Source organism: Pseudarthrobacter phenanthrenivorans, assembly GCF_036455295.1.
In the GTDB taxonomy this organism is placed as follows: Bacteria; Actinomycetota; Actinomycetes; order Actinomycetales; family Micrococcaceae; genus Arthrobacter; species Arthrobacter phenanthrenivorans_C.
In genome coordinates, this window is sequence record NZ_JAYXNX010000004.1 from 260,362 (window position 1) to 276,007 (window position 15,646).

The window sequence follows — 15,646 nt, forward strand, 5'->3', positions numbered from 1 at the left end:
GCATCGCCCTCTTTGGATCCAGCCCATCATCAAGGTCCCGCTTTGGCGTCTGCTCTTATATTTCTGATTCTCATATGAAATCAGAGAATATTGGTATTTCTCACCGGATCAATCCTTGACTAACCTTTTTGAAGGCGCCACCAATTCCGACGCCCCTCAACGAAGAGAGGTCCCGATGAAAACCCCCACCACTTCCATAGATCTGAGCGTTGAGGCTCGGGTCTTCCGCAAAGTGACCCTGAAGGTCCTTCCAATCCTCATGCTTGGCATGTTCATTGCCTACATCGATCGAGCAAACCTTGGGGTGATCGCAGGGCCCCTGTCCAAAGACCTGGGCCTGACGGCAGCAACATTCGGGCTTGCTGCAGGGTTCTTCTACATCGGTTACCTGCTTTTCGAGATCCCCTCAAACATGTTGCTCGCCAAGGTAGGCGCCCGGGTCTGGCTGGCTCGCATCATGATCACCTGGGGCCTGGTAACGATGGGCATGGCTTTCATGCAGGACGAGGTCAGCCTTCACATCATGCGGTTCCTCCTCGGACTTGCAGAAGCCGGCTACTCGCCCGGGACGGCGCTCTTCCTGGCGCTTTGGTGCCCCATGCGCCTGCTGCCCAAGGCAATGTCCTGGCTGAACCTGGCCGTTCCGGTCGCGCTGGCTATGGGCTCCGTCGTAACCTCCTCAATCATGCTCATGAACGGTGTTGCCGGCCTGGCCGGATGGCGCTGGGTGTTCCTCATCGAGGGCATTCCGGCAATCATCCTTGCGGTCGTCATCTTCTTTGCCCTGCCTTCGACCCCCGCGAAGGCCAAGTGGCTGGATGACGAGGAAAAGGCGTACTTGGCGGAGAATGTCACCCAACGTTCCGAATCCGGAGCGCACGAACTGAAGCAGCTTCCCGCTGCCCTGCGCCGGCCGTCACTGTGGGCTTTCGCCATCACCTACTTCTTCATCCTGATCGGGTTCTGGTCGATCACGTACTTCCTTCCGACGATCGTCAAAGAGCAGTTCCACCTGGACGTCGTCGGATCCGGTTACGTCTCGGCAATCCCGTGGGCATTCTCCGCCATCGTCATGTTCGTAATCGTCCGCAGCATCTCCCGCACCGGCGAACGCCGCTGGCACCTCACCCTGCCCATGGTTGCCGCAGCACTCGGACTCCTCATTGGAGTGCTCTCCGGCAACCCGTTCCTGTCACTTCTCGGTATCAGCATCGCCGCTGCGGGCTTCTTCGCCACGCTGTCCACCTTCCAGGCGACCGTTGCCCAGGTGTATGCCGGGGCGCTTGCCGCAGTGTCCATCGCGCTCGTCAACTCTGTCGGAAACGTCAGCGGCCTGGTAGGCCCCTACATTCAGGGATGGCTCACCGATCTCACCGGCTCGAGCTCCGCTGGCCTTCTGGTGATGTCAGGCTTCTTCGGCCTCGCTGCAGTGTTCGTCTACATCCTTATCGGGTGGGCTGACCGGAAGACTGGCGGACTCCGTGGGACTACCAGTCTCGAAACAGATGTTGCCGGGGCACGCGCCCGGGGATGACCTCCACCAATAGCCACACCAAAGGATGACCAAAATCTTGTTACTTCAACCAGCCACTCAAACAACACCCGCGGGTGAGCGTGCAGTTGCGCCACGGATCGTCGAAGTACGGACAGTCCCGTACGCGATTCCCTACCGCAAGCCGCTGCGTTTTGCCAGCGGATCGATCGATGTAGCGGACAATGTGCTTGTGGAAGTGGTCACCAGTGACGGTGTGGTCGGGTTTGCCGAAGCCCCTCCGCGGCCCTACACCTACGGTGAGACACAGGCATCGATTGTCGCCGTTATCGAGAAGATTTTCGCCCCTGCCATCATCGGGCTCTCCATCCTCGACCGCGAGGCGGTAAGGTCGCGCCTGGCTCGAACGGTAGGAAATCCCACTGCCAAAGCCGCCATCGACATGGCCATGTGGGACGCATGGGGCAAGACCATCGGAACACCGGTGCATCATCTCCTCGGAGGTTTTACTGATGCGTTGCAGGTCAGCCACATGCTGGGGTTCGATGATCCGGACACAGTTGCCGCAGAGGCCATCGAGCTCAAGGAGAAGCTGGGAATTGCGAGCTTCAAAATCAAGGTGGGGCGTCGCCCCGTCCACCTGGACGTGGACGTGTGCAAAGCGGTCCGGGAAGCCCTAGGCCCTGACGCGGAACTGTACATCGACGGGAACCGCGGTTGGACGGCGGCGGAATCGGCCCGGGCACTTCGGGAGCTCGAAGACGTGGGACTGAGCCGCGTGGAAGAGCTCTGTCCCGCCGACGATGTGTTGAGCAGGCGCTGGCTTGTTTCCCAATGTCCTGTACCGTTCGTCGCGGACGAAAGTGCGCCCACGCCGGCTGACGTTACCCGCGAAATCCTTGCGGGAGCAGCGACCGCTGTGAGCATCAAGACCGCCCGAACAGGGTTCTCAGGTTCGCTGCGCGTTTCCCACCTTGCCGAAGGGCTGGGCCTCGAAGCGGTCATCGGTAACCAGATAGATGCGCAAGTCGGAACCGTTTGTTCCCTCGTCTTCGGTGCGTCCCAGGAAATTACCTCGCGTTCGGCAGCTGAACTGTCCAACTACCTGGACATGGCCGATGATCTCCTGGATCAGCCGCTCATTATTGAGAATGGATACATGCGCGTTCCTGAGGGCCCCGGCCTCGGCATCCAGCTCGACCCGGAAAAAGTGGCCCGCTATCGGGTCGACCTCTGACTCCGGTCATACTTGTCCCTGAAATCCAACTCAACACCACAAAGGAAAAAATCATGGCTTATCTTCGCCTCCACCACGTGAACGTCACTTCAGACAACATGTCGATCCTGACGGACTTTTACGGAAAGGCGCTGGGACTGAACCAGCTCCCCTCGCCCAAGATGATCGCCACGTCCAAAAATGCAGACAACGACATCGACGGCGACGCCGAGTGGGATACAGCCGCCAAGTTCTACGAAGCCGGCGACCCCAACGAACTGCAGATCCACGCCACCCAGCGCCAGCCGTACCTCGCAGCCCAGGAGGGACACTCGGTCAACCCGCTCATCGGAGGACACTTTGCGTTCCGGACCGATGACATCGAGGCCATCAAGGCACGCCTCACCGAGAACAACATCCCGTTCGACGACTGGGGCATCTGGTCCGTCGAAGGCTGGCACCAGATCTTCCTCACTGACCCCGCCGGCAACATGATCGAGATCCACCAGGTCATGACGGACGGCGAAGCCTAATCACCCGATGACCACCCATCAAGCTTCACGCCGTTCCCCGGCCGGGGAATTTCCCCGGTATGACCAGCTGTTTGATCGCCCCGACCGGCTGCGGGGAACGGCCTGGGGCCTGTGGGGCCCGGCCGACCAGCTGGGCACCCTGAACCACCTCACACCGGCCCGTGTCCTTGAAGCCCGTCAGAGTATTTTGACGGGCGAAGTCATACCGCTCAACCTGCCGTTGACGGAATTCGAGCCGCCCATCATTGCCCACCGCGGTTCGATTCAACACACTGTGTTCGGCCTCAACGATTTCCACCGCGACGACCGGATCGACAATCTGTTCCTTCAGGCGTCGACGCAAATTGACGGGTTGCGACACTTCGGGCATCCGGACCACGGCTTCTACAATGACGCGGATCCCAACGGGCTGGTGGCGGGAAAACCCGGCCTCGGAATACAGGCCGTGGCCGAACGGGGGATCGCCGGCCGTGGCCTGCTCATCGACGTCGGTGCCTACCGGGACGCGGTCGGCCGCCCGATCGACCAGGCCACCAACGAACAAATTCCGGTGGCTGATCTGGATGCAACGCTTGAATGGCAGGGGAGCACCATCCGGCCGGGCGACATCATCATGATCCGCACAGGATGGCTCAAACACATCCGGGCGGACGCCAACCGCTCGGACGGCGCCCTCCGCTCGCCGGGCCTAAGCCAAACCGAAGAATCGGCCGCGTGGCTTTGGGACCATCAAGTAGCGGTGGCGGCGTCCGACAACATCGCGCTGGAAGCCTGGCCGGCAACGGATTCCAAACTCACCGTCCAGGCGGAACTATCAGGTGCGATGCCTGCCTCCAGCCACACGGGGATGCTGCACCGTATCCTGATCCCGTTGCTCGGGCTGAGCATTGGCGAGCTTTGGGCGCTCGATGAGCTGGCAGCTGCCTGCGCCGCCCGACGCCGATATGACGTCTTCCTCACGGCCCAGCCGCTGAACCTGCTGGGCGGAGTTGGCAGCCCGGCCAACGCAATGGCGATCCTCTAAACATGAATCTTCAGGAGTAATTGACGTGAATGACCACGAATCCGGGACAGCTGAAGCTGTCCTCATCACCGGCGGTGCGTCCGGCATCGGCCTCACCTGTGCCCGCCAGGCTGCGGCCCGGGGCGCACGCGTAGCTATTGTCGACGTGAACCCGTCAGCCGCGGCAGATGCAGTGGCGACGTTGGACGGAGAAGGTCATGTCGCCGTGGCCGCTGATGTCACGGACGCTGGGGCCATGCGCCGCGCAGCCGACGAATTCGCGGCAGGTGGCGGACTGACCGGGGTTGTGGCCGCTGCCGGGATAGTCAGCCGGTCGGCGCTGCTGGACATCGATGCTGCCGAATTCCGGCGGGTACTCGACATCAATGTCATCGGAGTCCAGAACACGATCTCGGCCGCAGGGCCCCACCTTCTACGCGCAGGCCGGCTCGGGTCGGTGGTCGTCCTTGGCAGCGCCGCAGCTTTCACAGGAGGCGGGCTCATGGGTAACGGTGCGTACGCCACCTCAAAGGCTGCGCTCATCGGCTTGGTACGCGGATACGCCCGTGAGCTTGCGCCCCATCAGGTGCGCGTGAACATGGTTGCTCCCGGGGCGACTGAAACACCGATGACTGATGTTTTGAACGATGCAGATCGCGAGCGAATCGCCGGGATGTCCCTCCTCGGAAGGCTTTCCAAGCCTGAGGAGATTGCCTCAGCCATCGCGTTCCTCCTGGCGCCGGGCAACGGCACAATTACCGGACAAGTGCTCCACGTCAACGGCGGCGTGGTCTTCGGCTGAAACGCCACCTCCGGGCTGAAAGCGCCGGATGTTCCTGAGGCCGGGCTGCCCGCGAATCAGCCCGGCCTTTGGAGTCTCCTTTTTAGAGCTACAACCTCATCACTTTCGACCGATTGCCCAAGGAGGCAGCAATGACTGGTCAAACAAGGTCCTTTCGAACCTCAGACGGCGCACAACTGGTTTACGATGACTTCGGCTCCGGTCCGGCGGTGTTACTTGTTCACGGATTCACCTGCCAGGCGGCACACTGGGCCTTCCAGCGCCAGGCTTTGGTCGCCGCAGGTTACAGGACCATTGCGCCCGACCTTAGGTTCCACGGCCGCTCAGACTTCCCGGGCAGCGGTCAACGTGTCTCCCGCCTGGGCAAGGACGTCGGGGAATTGCTCGAGCATCTGGAGCTTGGCGAGGTAGCCCTCGTTGGGCATTCCTTGGGCGTCTCCGTCTGTCTCGCATATTTCGACCTGTACGGAACGGACCGCGTTCGCGCGTTCGTAGCAATCGATCAGTCGCCAAAAATCGTTAACGACGAATCGTGGGCCTGGGGTGTCCGGTCCGTCGATTGGGCCAATGTGTGGGATTCCGTTAACGGGCGCTTTCAATGGGGCAATCCGGCACTTGAGCCTCCAGCGCCGCCCCACGTAGCGCAACTCTTTTCCGAGGTGGGCGGCCTCACGCAATTTCCCGACGGCGCTGTACTTCCGCTCCTGGTGGATCACTTCACAGCAGACTGGCGGGACGTTGCACCGACCGTGAATGTTCCGTCCTGGGTAGCCACGGGCCGCTTCTCGCCGTCTTTCCCGCTTGAAGGCATGCAGTGGCTGGCAGATACCATGCCCAAGTCTTCCCTCTCCGTTTTCGAAAACAGCGGCCACTGCCCCCATTGGAACGAGCCGGAAGAGTTCAACCGCGAGCTGCTCACCTTCTTGAGGGCAGCCCCGTAAAACGGTGTGGTTCCCCGGCAGGAATACGTTCCTGCCGGGGGCACTAAAACTCTTCGGTAGTGATGGAACCCAGGAAGTTCTTTAACTCACCGGCCATGTCCACAGAGTTGTTGTCCAGCAACCACTGCACCTGCAGCCCGTCCATGAGTGCCACCAGTTGCCGTGCGGCTGCGGTGGGTGATAGCCCGTGCCGCAACTTACCCCGCCGGTCCAAATCGGAAAATGCCTGTCCGCAAACTCCCAGCGCCCATTTGTAACGTCGCTGAAAGTATTCGTGGGCGGGATGCTCCGGGTCTGTTGCCTCGGCAGACAACACGCAGTAGAGCGACACCAACCCGGGAACGGACGTGTTGTACTGCATCAGCCGTACGATGCCATTCAGCGTTTCCATGCCGTTGTCGGTGACGATTCCGGCAGCCGCCCACGAATCTTCATCACGAAGGGTCAGGACAGCCTCAAGCAGGGCCTCTTTGCTGTGGAAATGGTGGAGGAGGCCGGTCTTCGTCAGACCGATTTTGTCAGCAATGTCCTGGACCGACCCTGCCCGAAAGCCGGAAGCCGAAAAGACCTCGAAGGCAGCCGTCAGGATTTCTTGACGGCGTGCTTCCGTCTTGGCGTAGGTTCCGCGCGGCCGGCCGCGCCGCGGTTCACGTGCGGCGGCAGTGGTCGCTGTTTCAGTCATCTTGAAACTCTAACAACCTTGGACCAGGCACGCCGGGGCGGGCATCAATGTCTGTGCGGCGCGTCACATTTAGCAAGATTTGGAAAGCTGCAGTGAAAACATACCGCTTGGTCTGTTTTCGTGTTAAGGTCTCTTTCAATGGCTGTCCATGGTGGACGCCACTGACCGTGAAAGGGACCAATGATGTTCCGACCTACACGCATGGCCGCACTTGCTGCCGCCGTTGCCCTGAGCCTCACCGGCTGCGGTGGAGGTGGGGAAAGCACTGCGGAGCACTCCTCGCAAACGCTGACGCTGGGCACCCTCATGGCGCCGAAATCTTTTGCTGCTGCCGACTCCGACTTTGCTAACGTTTCGCCTTTCTACCAGGCCGTGTACGACACCCTGCTCCGCATGGAACCGGGCGGAAAGCTGGTACCCATGCTGGCAACCGAGTGGAAGTACAACGACGACAAAACCGTCCTGACCCTGAAGCTCCGCGACGACGTCAAATTCACCGACGGCACCCCTTTCAACGCGGACGCAGCAAAACAAAACCTGGAGCGATTCAAAGCAGGAACGTCGGCAGACGCCCAGTTCCTGGCAGCACTCAAGACAGCCACTGCTGTGGACAGCACGACCCTGGAACTGACCCTCTCGGCCCCAGACCCCGCATTCCTCGGCTACCTGTCCAAGGATGCATCGTTCATGCAGAGCCCGGCATCATTCGGGAACGCGGATATCGCCACCAAACCTGTCGGATCCGGCCCCTACTTCCTGGATACCGCAGCCACAGTCACCGGGACCTCATACTCGTACAAGAGCAATCCTGACTACTGGAACAAAGGCCTGGTCCATTACGACAACATGGTGCTGAACGTCTACCCGGAACAGACGTCACTCCTCAATGCCGTCAAGGCCGGAACGCTCAACGGCTCCCTCATTGACATTTCGATGATCCAGGAGGCCGAAGCGGCGGGCTACAAGAACAACACTTTCGAGGGCAACTGGACTGGACTGATCTTGTTCGACCGCGCCGGCAAGACCAACGCCGCCCTCAAGGACGTCCGGGTCCGGCAGGCGTTGAACTACGCCTTCGATACAAAGGCGCTGCTGGATGCTGTCAACCAAGGCCGCGGAACAACCACGACCCAGGTCTTCCCGCCATCCTCGGACGCTTACGACGCTTCCCTGGACTCCCGCTATGCCTATGACCCTGCCAAGGCCAAAAAGCTTCTGGCCGACGCGGGCTACGCGAACGGCTTCACGCTGCAAATGCCGTCCACCCCGCTCGTCAACAGCTCAATCTTCACCTTGATCACCCAGCAGCTCAAGGAAGTGGGAGTCACAGTGGAGACGGTCGACGCAGGCAACAACTTCATTGCCGATCTGCTGGCAGCAAAGTACGCCGCGAGCTACATGATCCTGGAGCAACAGTCGGACTGGCAGCTCATCAACATGAAGATTGCCCCGAATTCAGCGTGGAATCCCTACAAGTATGAGGACCCGACGGTTGACGGCTTGATCAACAAGATCCACCTGGGTGCGGCGGACGAGCAGAAATCGGCCGCGAAGGAACTGAACAAGTACATCGTGGAGCAGGCTTGGTTTGCCCCGTGGTACCGCCCACAGAACAGTTTCGTAACTGACGCAAAGACCAAGGTCGAGCTTCAGACGGGCAACGTTTACCCCTACATCTGGTCCTTTACGCCCGCTTCGTAGCGAACGGTTGCCGGACCGGCGACATTGCCCGGTCCGGCAACCTCAGGAACCTTTTCAAAGGATTTTCAAATGTACCGATTCGTGCTTCGGCGCCTAATCGCCGGTGTTCTCCTGCTGTTCGTCATCACCACTGTGGCTTACCTCCTGCTGTACGCAGGCAGCGGAGACATCGCCCGCCGTATCGTGGGTCCCACCGCCACGGATGCTCAGGTTGCCATGAAGGCAAGCCAACTGGGTCTCGATCGTCCCCTCGTTGTCCAGTACTGGGACTGGATCACCCGCGCCGTCACGGGCGACCTCGGCCGCTCCTGGTTCAATGGACAGCTCGTGAGCACCGGTGTCAGCAGCAGGGTTTGGGTCACGCTTTCCCTCGTCCTCGGCGCCACCATCGTCGCTGCCGGTATCTCGGTAGTCGTGGCTGTTTGGGCAGCAGTGCGCCGGGGCTGGATCGACCGCGTGGTCCAGTTCGTGGGCGTCCTTGGCTTCGCTATCCCCGGGTTCCTGATCGCGCTGGGTCTGGTCTCCCTGTTCGCGCTCAACCTCAAGTGGTTCAAGGCCACAGGGTATGTACCCATTACGACGTCGTTTGGCGGCTGGGCGGCGACGGTCACCCTGCCGATCATCGCCCTCTCCATCGGATGCATCGCCGCCGTGGTGCAGCAGGTCCGCGGTTCACTGATTGATGCGCTCCGAAAGGACTACGTTCGCACGCTGCGCGCCCGCGGATTGTCCTTCAACCGCGTTGTCTATAAGCACGTGCTGCGCAACGCGGGCGGACCGGCCCTGGCTGTACTTGCCGTGCAGTTCATTGGACTGCTGGGCGGCGCCGTCATCGTGGAACAGATTTTTGCCCTGCCCGGCCTCGGGCAGATCACCGTTGCCGCTACCGGCCAGGGTGACATCCCGGTCGTGATGGGGGTCGTGCTTGCGACCGCTGCCATCGTGGTGACCGTCAACCTCATCATCGACCTGGCCCAGGGCTGGCTCAACCCGAAAGTTCGGCTGTCATGATCGACGCTCCTCCCGCACTGCCCACCACGGCAGCCAAGATTTCCCTCTTCCGCAAGCTCGTAGCACACCCGACAGGTGCGGCATCGCTGCTTGTCCTGTTCCTGGTGGCACTGGCATCCCTCCTGGCCCCAGTGCTGGCAACGCACGATCCCAACGAGGCCACCCTCAAGGATGTGCTGGCCAAGGCCGGATCCGGGCATCTGCTGGGGGCCGACAGCGCCGGACGCGATGTCTTCAGCCGCCTGCTCTTCGCCGGCCAGTTCAGCCTCGCCGGCGCCGTGGTGGCTCTCGCCGTGGCGCTGGTCATCGGCGTCACGGCTGGGCTCATCGCCGGGTACTACGGCGGCTGGTTCGATGCGGTCTCCTCATGGCTCACCGGACTGTTGATGGCCCTGCCGGGCATGGTGGTCCTGCTGGCGGCCCGCGCAGTAATTGGCCCCTCCATGTGGTTGTCCATGATGATCTTCGGTGTGCTGCTGTCGCCGGCTTTCTTCCGGCTTGTCTATGCGTCCGTCACCGCAGTCCGCAACGAACTTTACGTGGACGCGGCACGGGTCTCCGGCTTAAGCGACTTCAGGATCATCGGCCGCCACATCCTCACCGTGGTCCGGGCACCGGTCATCATACAGTCAGCCATGGTCCTGGGCATCGCCATCGCCATCCAGGCCGGACTGGAATTCCTGGGGCTGGGCGATCGGAGCATCCCCACGTGGGGCAGCATGCTCAACGACGGCTTCATCAACATCTTCAAAGCACCCACGCTGGTGCTGTGGCCGGCCCTGGTCATCGGTCTTGTCTGCATCGCCCTGACATTGCTGGCCAACGCCATGCGCGACGAGCTGGAGCGCAGCAGCGGTCCGGTGAAGAAGGGCCGCAAGGCCGCGGCAGCGGCTGCAGCAGCCGGCGCCGAAGGCGCCGCCGGGAAGCGCGGGGACGACGCCGTCGTCCATCCCGAAGAGCCGGGCACAGACACGGGCGAATTGCTGCTGGAAGTCACGGACCTCGGAGTCGGCTACGACCAGCCCGACGGGTCCACCACCCAGGTGGTGAACCACGTGGGCCTGACAGTCCGGCGCGGCGAGGTGCACGGCCTGGTGGGCGAATCTGGTTCCGGCAAGACACAGACGGCATTCTCCATCCTCCGGCTCTTGCCCCAGGATGGGCGTATCACGGGCGGTTCAATTTTCTTCGAGGGCAAGGACCTGGCGCACCTCTCCGAGAAGGAAATGACCAAGGTCCGCGGGAAACGCATCGCATACATCCCGCAGGAACCCATGTCCAACCTGGACGGCGCGTTCACCATCGGCAGCCAGTTAATGGAACCCATGCGGGTGTGCCTGGGAATCTCCAAGGCCGAAGCCCGCAAGCGGGCCCTGTCACTGCTGGCCAAGGTGGGAATTCCCCACCCGGAACGGACCTTCAATTCCTACCCGCACCAGATCTCCGGGGGTATGGCACAGCGCGTCCTGATCGCCGGCGCTGTTTCCTGCAATCCGGACCTGCTGATCGCCGACGAACCCACCACCGCCCTGGACGTCACGGTGCAGGCCGAAGTGCTGAACCTGCTTCGCGAGCTCCAGGACGAACTGAACATGGGCGTCATCCTGGTGACCCATAACTTCGGGGTAGTGGCCGACCTCTGCGACCGCGTCTCCGTGATGCAGACCGGCCGCGTGGTGGAAACCGGTCCTGTCCGGGCCATCTTCAACGATGCCCAGCACCCGTACACCCGCCAGCTGCTAGACGCGATCCTCGAAGACACCGCCCCCCGCGGGCAGTACATCCCGGCCACCGGCACAGCGCAGTTAGCCAAGCCCCAGGAATTGAAAGGAGTGACGTCATGACCGACACCCTGCTCGACGTCAAGGACGTCGTCGTCGAATATCCGCTCAAGGGCTTCCGGAAGGAACAGTTCAAGGCGCTCAAGGGCGTTTCCCTTGACATCCGGCCGGGTGAGACTGTGGGCCTCGTAGGGGAGTCCGGCTCGGGCAAGACCACCTTGGGCCGCGCCGTGCTGGGGCTGGCGCCCGTTACCGGCGGCAGCATCAAATACCGCGGCGAGGAGATCTCCAAGGCAACCCGCGCCCAGCGCAAGGAACTCAGCAACGAGATCCAGGTGGTTTTCCAGGACCCGTACACATCGCTGAACCCCTCCATGACCATCGAGCAGATCCTCACCGAACCGCTCACCGTCCGCAAAGTGGACCGCAAGGCGGCCAACCAGCGCGTGGCCGAACTGCTGGACCAGGTCCGGCTGCCGCACGGCGCCGCGCACCGGCTGCCGCGGGAATTCTCCGGCGGACAGCGCCAGCGCGTCGCCATCGCCAGGGCCCTCGCCCTGGATCCAAAGCTCATCGTCTGCGACGAGCCCGTCTCCGCCCTGGACCTCTCCACGCAGGCCCGCGTCATGGAACTCTTCATCGAGATCCAGGAACGCACCGGTGTCGCCTACCTCTTCGTCTCCCACGACCTCGCCGTGGTGCGGCACCTCAGCCACCGCGTTGCCGTGATGTACCACGGCGAGATCGTCGAATGGGGCGACGGCGAACAGGTCACCGGCACGCCCGAACACCCCTACACGCAGCGGCTGTTCATGGCCGCTCCGATTCCCGATCCCGACCGGCAGGCCAAACACCGGGCCGACAGAGTACGCCTCCTGGAACTCCAGCACCAGCAGGACCTCCAGGCCGGCGTAGCCTGAAAAACAGCAAGAACATCAACGCAAGAACAGCCAAGAAAGCCACCATGGAACTCCTCACCGACGCAGCAAAAACCGACCACAGCACCGACGCACGACTGAAGTCCCTGATGGCTGAACTGACACTTGCGGAAAAGATCCAACTGCTGACGGGACGTGATTTCTGGACTACCTGGCCACTCGAAAAGATCGGGCTGCGGCGCATGCTCTTCTCAGACGGTCCGACGGGCGTCCGCGGTGAAGTCTGGGACGAGCGTGAGCCGTCCATGAACTTTCCATCAGCTGCCGCCATTAGCTCCTCGTGGGATCCGGCCATCGCCGACCGGCTTGGGGCGGCGTCGGCTGTTGAAGCCCGTCGCAAGGGAGTGGACGTGGTCCTGGGGCCGACGATCAACCTGCACCGTTCCCCGCTGGGGGGAAGACACTTCGAAGCATTCAGTGAAGACCCGGTGCTGACAGCCGAGCTGGCGGCCGCTTACGTGTCAGGTGTGCAGCGCAATGGTGTGGGCGCCACCCCCAAGCACTACGTGGCCAACGATTCTGAAACTGACAGGTTCACCGTCGACGTCAAGGTGGGGGGCCGGCCACTGCGGGAGCTTTATCTGCTCGCATTCGAAAAGGCCATCGTTGAGTCGAAAGCGTGGCTGGTGATGAGTGCGTATAACTCCATTAACGGCGTCACCGCGACCGAAAACGATCTTCTGGAAACCCCCTTGAACAGCGAATGGGGTTTCGACGGCGTGGTCATCAGCGACTGGACTGCAGTCCGAAGCATCGACAGTGCCGCCGCTTCCCAAGACCTTGTTATGCCGGGGCCGGATGGACCCTGGGGTGAAGCCCTCGTCGCGGCGGTGGAAGCCGGCCGGATTCCGGAATCCGCGATCGACCGGAAGGTGTTGCGGATCCTGCAGCTCGCCGCCCGGGTGGGTGCCCTGGAAGGCTTCGAGGCCGTACGGCCCGGACCCGCGGACCGGGAGAACCTTGTCGCGTTCGCCCGGGAAGCCTCTATTGCCGGTACCGTGATGGTGAAAAACGACGGCCTGCTTCCGCTGGATCCAGCCGCGGTCCGAAAGGTCTCGGTCATCGGACACAACGCCCGCTACGCCCGCACACAGGGCGGTGGCTCCGCCACGGTGGTTCCCGAAAGAATAGTCACGCCCCTCGACGGGATCCGCGCTGCTTTCGGTCCAGACAACGTCAGCTACAACGTTGGCGCCGTAGTGCAGGAAGGGATCGCGGAATTCCCCCTGGAACAAATCACCAATCCGGTCACCGGAGCCCCCGGCATCAGAGTCAGCTTTTTGGACGCCAACGGTCACGAGCTCTTCGCCGAGGACCGACGCTCTACGGCGCTGGTCTGGTTCGGAGGAGACGCGCCCATCTCGACAGCATCGACGGTTCAGTTCCACACCATCTACACCCCGCGCGAGTCCGGCACCATCCGGCTCGGCTTCTCCAGCGTGGGGCATGGCCGTATTTTCGTGAATGGCGTACTTGTCCATGAAGCCACGGTTGAAGCTGTTGGAACGGACCTTGGGGCCGCATTGCTCGCGCCGCCAGCAGCCTCGGTCCCGGTGGACGTGGCCGAGGGCACCCCACTCGACATTCGGGTAGAACTCACAAGCAAGACGGCAGGGGCCCTATCGAACACGCTCGGAATCACGATTGGTACCGAAGCCGACAATGCGGACCCCGACGGCCTCATTACCGCGGCAGTGGAAGCTGCGCGCGCTGCAGACGTTGCCGTCGTCGTGGTGGGCACCAATTCCCGTGTTGAGTCCGAGGGATACGACCGTTCCTCCCTCGAACTCCCCGGCATGCAGGACCGTTTGGTCCACGCCGTGGCGGCCGCCAACCCCCGCACTGTCGTTATCGTGAACTCCGGTTCTCCTGTCCTGATGCCTTGGCGCGACGAAGTAGCGGCGACCTTGATCGGCTACTTCGGGGGTCAAGAGTTCGGCCATGCACTTGCCGACATCCTGACGGGGGAAGCCGAACCCGGCGGCCGACTGCCCACCACATGGCCCGCACGCCAGGAGGACGTGCCCGTCATCAATGTCACGCCCGAGGCCGACGGGACCCTCACCTACGACGAAGGAATCCACATCGGCTACCGTGCCTGGCTCAAGGCCGAAAGGACGCCGGCATACGAATTCGGGTACGGACTTGGCTACACGCACTGGAACCTGGATTCCGTGGATGCCCCGGCCACAGCCACGGCGGATACAGCTCTTCCAGTCACCATCACACTTACGAATAGCGGCGCCCGCGCCGGCAAGAACGTCGTGCAGGTATACGCGGAAAGGCCAGACTCCGCCGTCGACCGCCCTATCCGATGGCTTGTCGCCTCCGTTCCTGTATGGGCAGAAGCCGGCGAAACCGTTACAGCCAGTGTGGACGTACCCACCCGGCTCCTTGCTTACTGGGACAACGGCTGGACCTACGAGCCGGGCATGTACACCCTCCGCATCGGCAGCTCCGTCAACGAACCCCCGCTGCAGGCAACGCTGGAACTTGTCCAGGACTAGGGCCCCTCAAGAAAAGGAACGACAAAGACATGGCAGATACAGGCACGCAAATCCCGAGTACATCAATGGCCGGCCAGCTGATCCGCAGCCTGGAGCTGAACGGGCCCTTCCCGGACCCCAGAACTGACACAGACCACCAGTCACTTGTGTCCATCTATCCGGAGTTGGCCGCTGTATCTGCAGTCGACATTGATGTCCCGACCCCCGAGAGCCGGGTCCCCGGACGCCTGTACCGTTCTCCCGGCGAAGCCCTGGCTGGCCTCGTCTGGGTCCACGGTGGAGCCTTCATTGCCGGCGACCTGGACATGCCGGAGGCGCACTGGGTCAGCCTCTACCTTGCCTCGCACGGAATTTCGGTGCTGTCACTTGACTATCGCAAGGCCCTTCACGGCGTGAAGTATCCGGCCCCGTCAAACGACATACTCGCCGGCTGGCGCTGGGCAAGTGAGAATCTTGAATCTCTGGGGTTGCGAACTGTGGGAGACCTTCACCTTGGCGGGGCAAGCGCCGGCGCCGCGCTGACTGCCGCGTTGACGGGACGGCTAAGGGACGAATCCGGGCAGATGCCTGCTTCCTTGCTGCTCGCATACCCCCTCGTCCACGCCGAGCTTCCCCCGCTCAACGAGGACCTTCGCGGGAAGATGGCCGGCGTTCCCGCTGACCTTGCCTTCGGGCCGGACTTCATCCGGGACATCAACCTGAATTTCGCCGGCAGTGAGGACACCTTCAAGGACGCGCATGCGTTCGCCGGGGAGGGCGACGTCAAGGGTTTTCCCCCCGTCTACATCATCAATTCCGAATCTGACACCCTGCGCGCCTCAGGGGAACTCTTCGCAGCCCAACTGGAAGCCGCAGGAGTGCCAGTCCGCATGGAGATGGAACCGGACAGCATGCACGGACACCTGGACCATCCCCACACAGGACCAGCCCAACACTCCGTTGAGCAAATGCTCGCCTGGCTCCGCGGTGCCGCCGGGACGGCAGCACCGGACACCCAGTCGCCGGCCCCCCACTAGTTTCCAAGGAAAGGTCCGAACCA

At 62.1% G+C, this 15,646-nt stretch carries 13 protein-coding genes; 12 read left to right on the forward strand and 1 reads right to left on the reverse strand.

What is annotated here, in order from left to right:
- Positions 1 to 175 precede the first annotated feature (175 nt).
- From VXJ37_RS07270 to VXJ37_RS07295, 6 genes are all read left to right on the forward strand, one after another.
- The gene (locus VXJ37_RS07270; protein WP_331322376.1) at positions 176 to 1,534 is read left to right on the forward strand and encodes an MFS transporter; all 1,359 of its coding nucleotides are present in this window, start codon (positions 176 to 178) and stop codon (positions 1,532 to 1,534) included.
- A gap of 37 nt (positions 1,535 to 1,571) precedes the next feature.
- Positions 1,572 to 2,729, forward strand: coding sequence for a mandelate racemase/muconate lactonizing enzyme family protein (locus VXJ37_RS07275; protein WP_331322377.1), 1,158 nt, complete (start codon positions 1,572 to 1,574; stop codon positions 2,727 to 2,729).
- Between the two features lie 53 nt (positions 2,730 to 2,782).
- Positions 2,783 to 3,241 carry a VOC family protein gene (locus VXJ37_RS07280; protein WP_331322378.1) on the forward strand — a complete coding sequence of 153 codons (459 nt, stop codon included), beginning with the start codon at positions 2,783 to 2,785 and terminating at the stop codon, positions 3,239 to 3,241.
- Between the two features lie 7 nt (positions 3,242 to 3,248).
- On the forward strand, positions 3,249 to 4,265 hold the full coding sequence (locus VXJ37_RS07285) for a cyclase family protein (protein ID WP_331322379.1): 1,017 nt from the start codon (positions 3,249 to 3,251) through the stop codon (positions 4,263 to 4,265).
- Positions 4,266 to 4,290: 25 nt separating this feature from the next.
- Entirely contained in the window at positions 4,291 to 5,046 is a 756-nt protein-coding gene (locus tag VXJ37_RS07290; RefSeq protein WP_324644916.1) for an SDR family NAD(P)-dependent oxidoreductase, read from the forward strand.
- 131 nt (positions 5,047 to 5,177) lie between these two features.
- Positions 5,178 to 5,987: an alpha/beta fold hydrolase gene (locus tag VXJ37_RS07295; protein WP_331322380.1), complete on the forward strand. Its 810-nt coding sequence runs from the start codon at positions 5,178 to 5,180 to the stop codon at positions 5,985 to 5,987.
- A gap of 43 nt (positions 5,988 to 6,030) precedes the next feature.
- On the opposite strand, the gene VXJ37_RS07300 is transcribed toward VXJ37_RS07295, so the two are convergent.
- Positions 6,031 to 6,669 (reverse strand): TetR/AcrR family transcriptional regulator, encoded by a 639-nt coding sequence (locus VXJ37_RS07300; RefSeq protein ID WP_331322381.1) that lies wholly within the window; start codon positions 6,667 to 6,669, stop codon positions 6,031 to 6,033.
- A 201-nt stretch (positions 6,670 to 6,870) separates the two neighbouring features.
- Here VXJ37_RS07300 and VXJ37_RS07305 point away from each other — a divergent pair, with 201 nt between their 5' ends.
- The 6 genes from VXJ37_RS07305 (at position 6,871) to VXJ37_RS07330 (ending at position 15,623) form a co-directional block, all read left to right on the forward strand.
- A complete protein-coding gene (locus VXJ37_RS07305) occupies positions 6,871 to 8,370 on the forward strand; it encodes an ABC transporter substrate-binding protein (protein WP_331322382.1) in 1,500 nt (499 codons plus the stop codon).
- 69 nt (positions 8,371 to 8,439) lie between these two features.
- Positions 8,440 to 9,381 carry an ABC transporter permease gene (locus tag VXJ37_RS07310; protein ID WP_331322383.1) on the forward strand — a complete coding sequence of 314 codons (942 nt, stop codon included), beginning with the start codon at positions 8,440 to 8,442 and terminating at the stop codon, positions 9,379 to 9,381.
- Positions 9,378 to 11,225, forward strand: coding sequence for a dipeptide/oligopeptide/nickel ABC transporter permease/ATP-binding protein (locus tag VXJ37_RS07315; RefSeq protein WP_331322384.1), 1,848 nt, complete (start codon positions 9,378 to 9,380; stop codon positions 11,223 to 11,225). The genes VXJ37_RS07310 and VXJ37_RS07315 overlap by 4 nt, the downstream gene beginning before the upstream one ends.
- Complete coding sequence (locus tag VXJ37_RS07320) at positions 11,222 to 12,082, forward strand: ATP-binding cassette domain-containing protein (protein ID WP_331322385.1); 861 nt, start codon at positions 11,222 to 11,224, stop codon at positions 12,080 to 12,082. The genes VXJ37_RS07315 and VXJ37_RS07320 overlap by 4 nt, the downstream gene beginning before the upstream one ends.
- 44 nt (positions 12,083 to 12,126) lie before the next feature.
- Positions 12,127 to 14,607, forward strand: coding sequence for a beta-glucosidase family protein (locus VXJ37_RS07325; protein WP_331322386.1), 2,481 nt, complete (start codon positions 12,127 to 12,129; stop codon positions 14,605 to 14,607).
- A gap of 29 nt (positions 14,608 to 14,636) precedes the next feature.
- Positions 14,637 to 15,623, forward strand: coding sequence for an alpha/beta hydrolase (locus VXJ37_RS07330; protein WP_331322387.1), 987 nt, complete (start codon positions 14,637 to 14,639; stop codon positions 15,621 to 15,623).
- The last annotated feature ends 23 nt before the right edge of the window (positions 15,624 to 15,646 follow it).

Excerpts from the sequence above, each read along its gene's own strand:
- VXJ37_RS07295 (WP_331322380.1), top strand. The coding sequence starts at position 5,178 with ATGACTGGTCAAACAAGGTCCTTTCGAACCTCAGACGGCGCACAACTG.
- VXJ37_RS07320 (WP_331322385.1), top strand. The coding sequence starts at position 11,222 with ATGACCGACACCCTGCTCGACGTCAAGGACGTCGTCGTCGAATATCCG.
- VXJ37_RS07315 (WP_331322384.1), top strand. The coding sequence starts at position 9,378 with ATGATCGACGCTCCTCCCGCACTGCCCACCACGGCAGCCAAGATTTCC.
- VXJ37_RS07300 (WP_331322381.1), bottom strand. The coding sequence starts at position 6,669 with ATGACTGAAACAGCGACCACTGCCGCCGCACGTGAACCGCGGCGCGGC.
- VXJ37_RS07330 (WP_331322387.1), top strand. The coding sequence starts at position 14,637 with ATGGCAGATACAGGCACGCAAATCCCGAGTACATCAATGGCCGGCCAG.
- VXJ37_RS07310 (WP_331322383.1), top strand. The coding sequence starts at position 8,440 with ATGTACCGATTCGTGCTTCGGCGCCTAATCGCCGGTGTTCTCCTGCTG.
- VXJ37_RS07325 (WP_331322386.1), top strand. The coding sequence starts at position 12,127 with ATGGAACTCCTCACCGACGCAGCAAAAACCGACCACAGCACCGACGCA.
- VXJ37_RS07285 (WP_331322379.1), top strand. The coding sequence starts at position 3,249 with ATGACCACCCATCAAGCTTCACGCCGTTCCCCGGCCGGGGAATTTCCC.
- VXJ37_RS07270 (WP_331322376.1), top strand. The coding sequence starts at position 176 with ATGAAAACCCCCACCACTTCCATAGATCTGAGCGTTGAGGCTCGGGTC.
- VXJ37_RS07305 (WP_331322382.1), top strand. The coding sequence starts at position 6,871 with ATGGCCGCACTTGCTGCCGCCGTTGCCCTGAGCCTCACCGGCTGCGGT.
- VXJ37_RS07280 (WP_331322378.1), top strand. The coding sequence starts at position 2,783 with ATGGCTTATCTTCGCCTCCACCACGTGAACGTCACTTCAGACAACATG.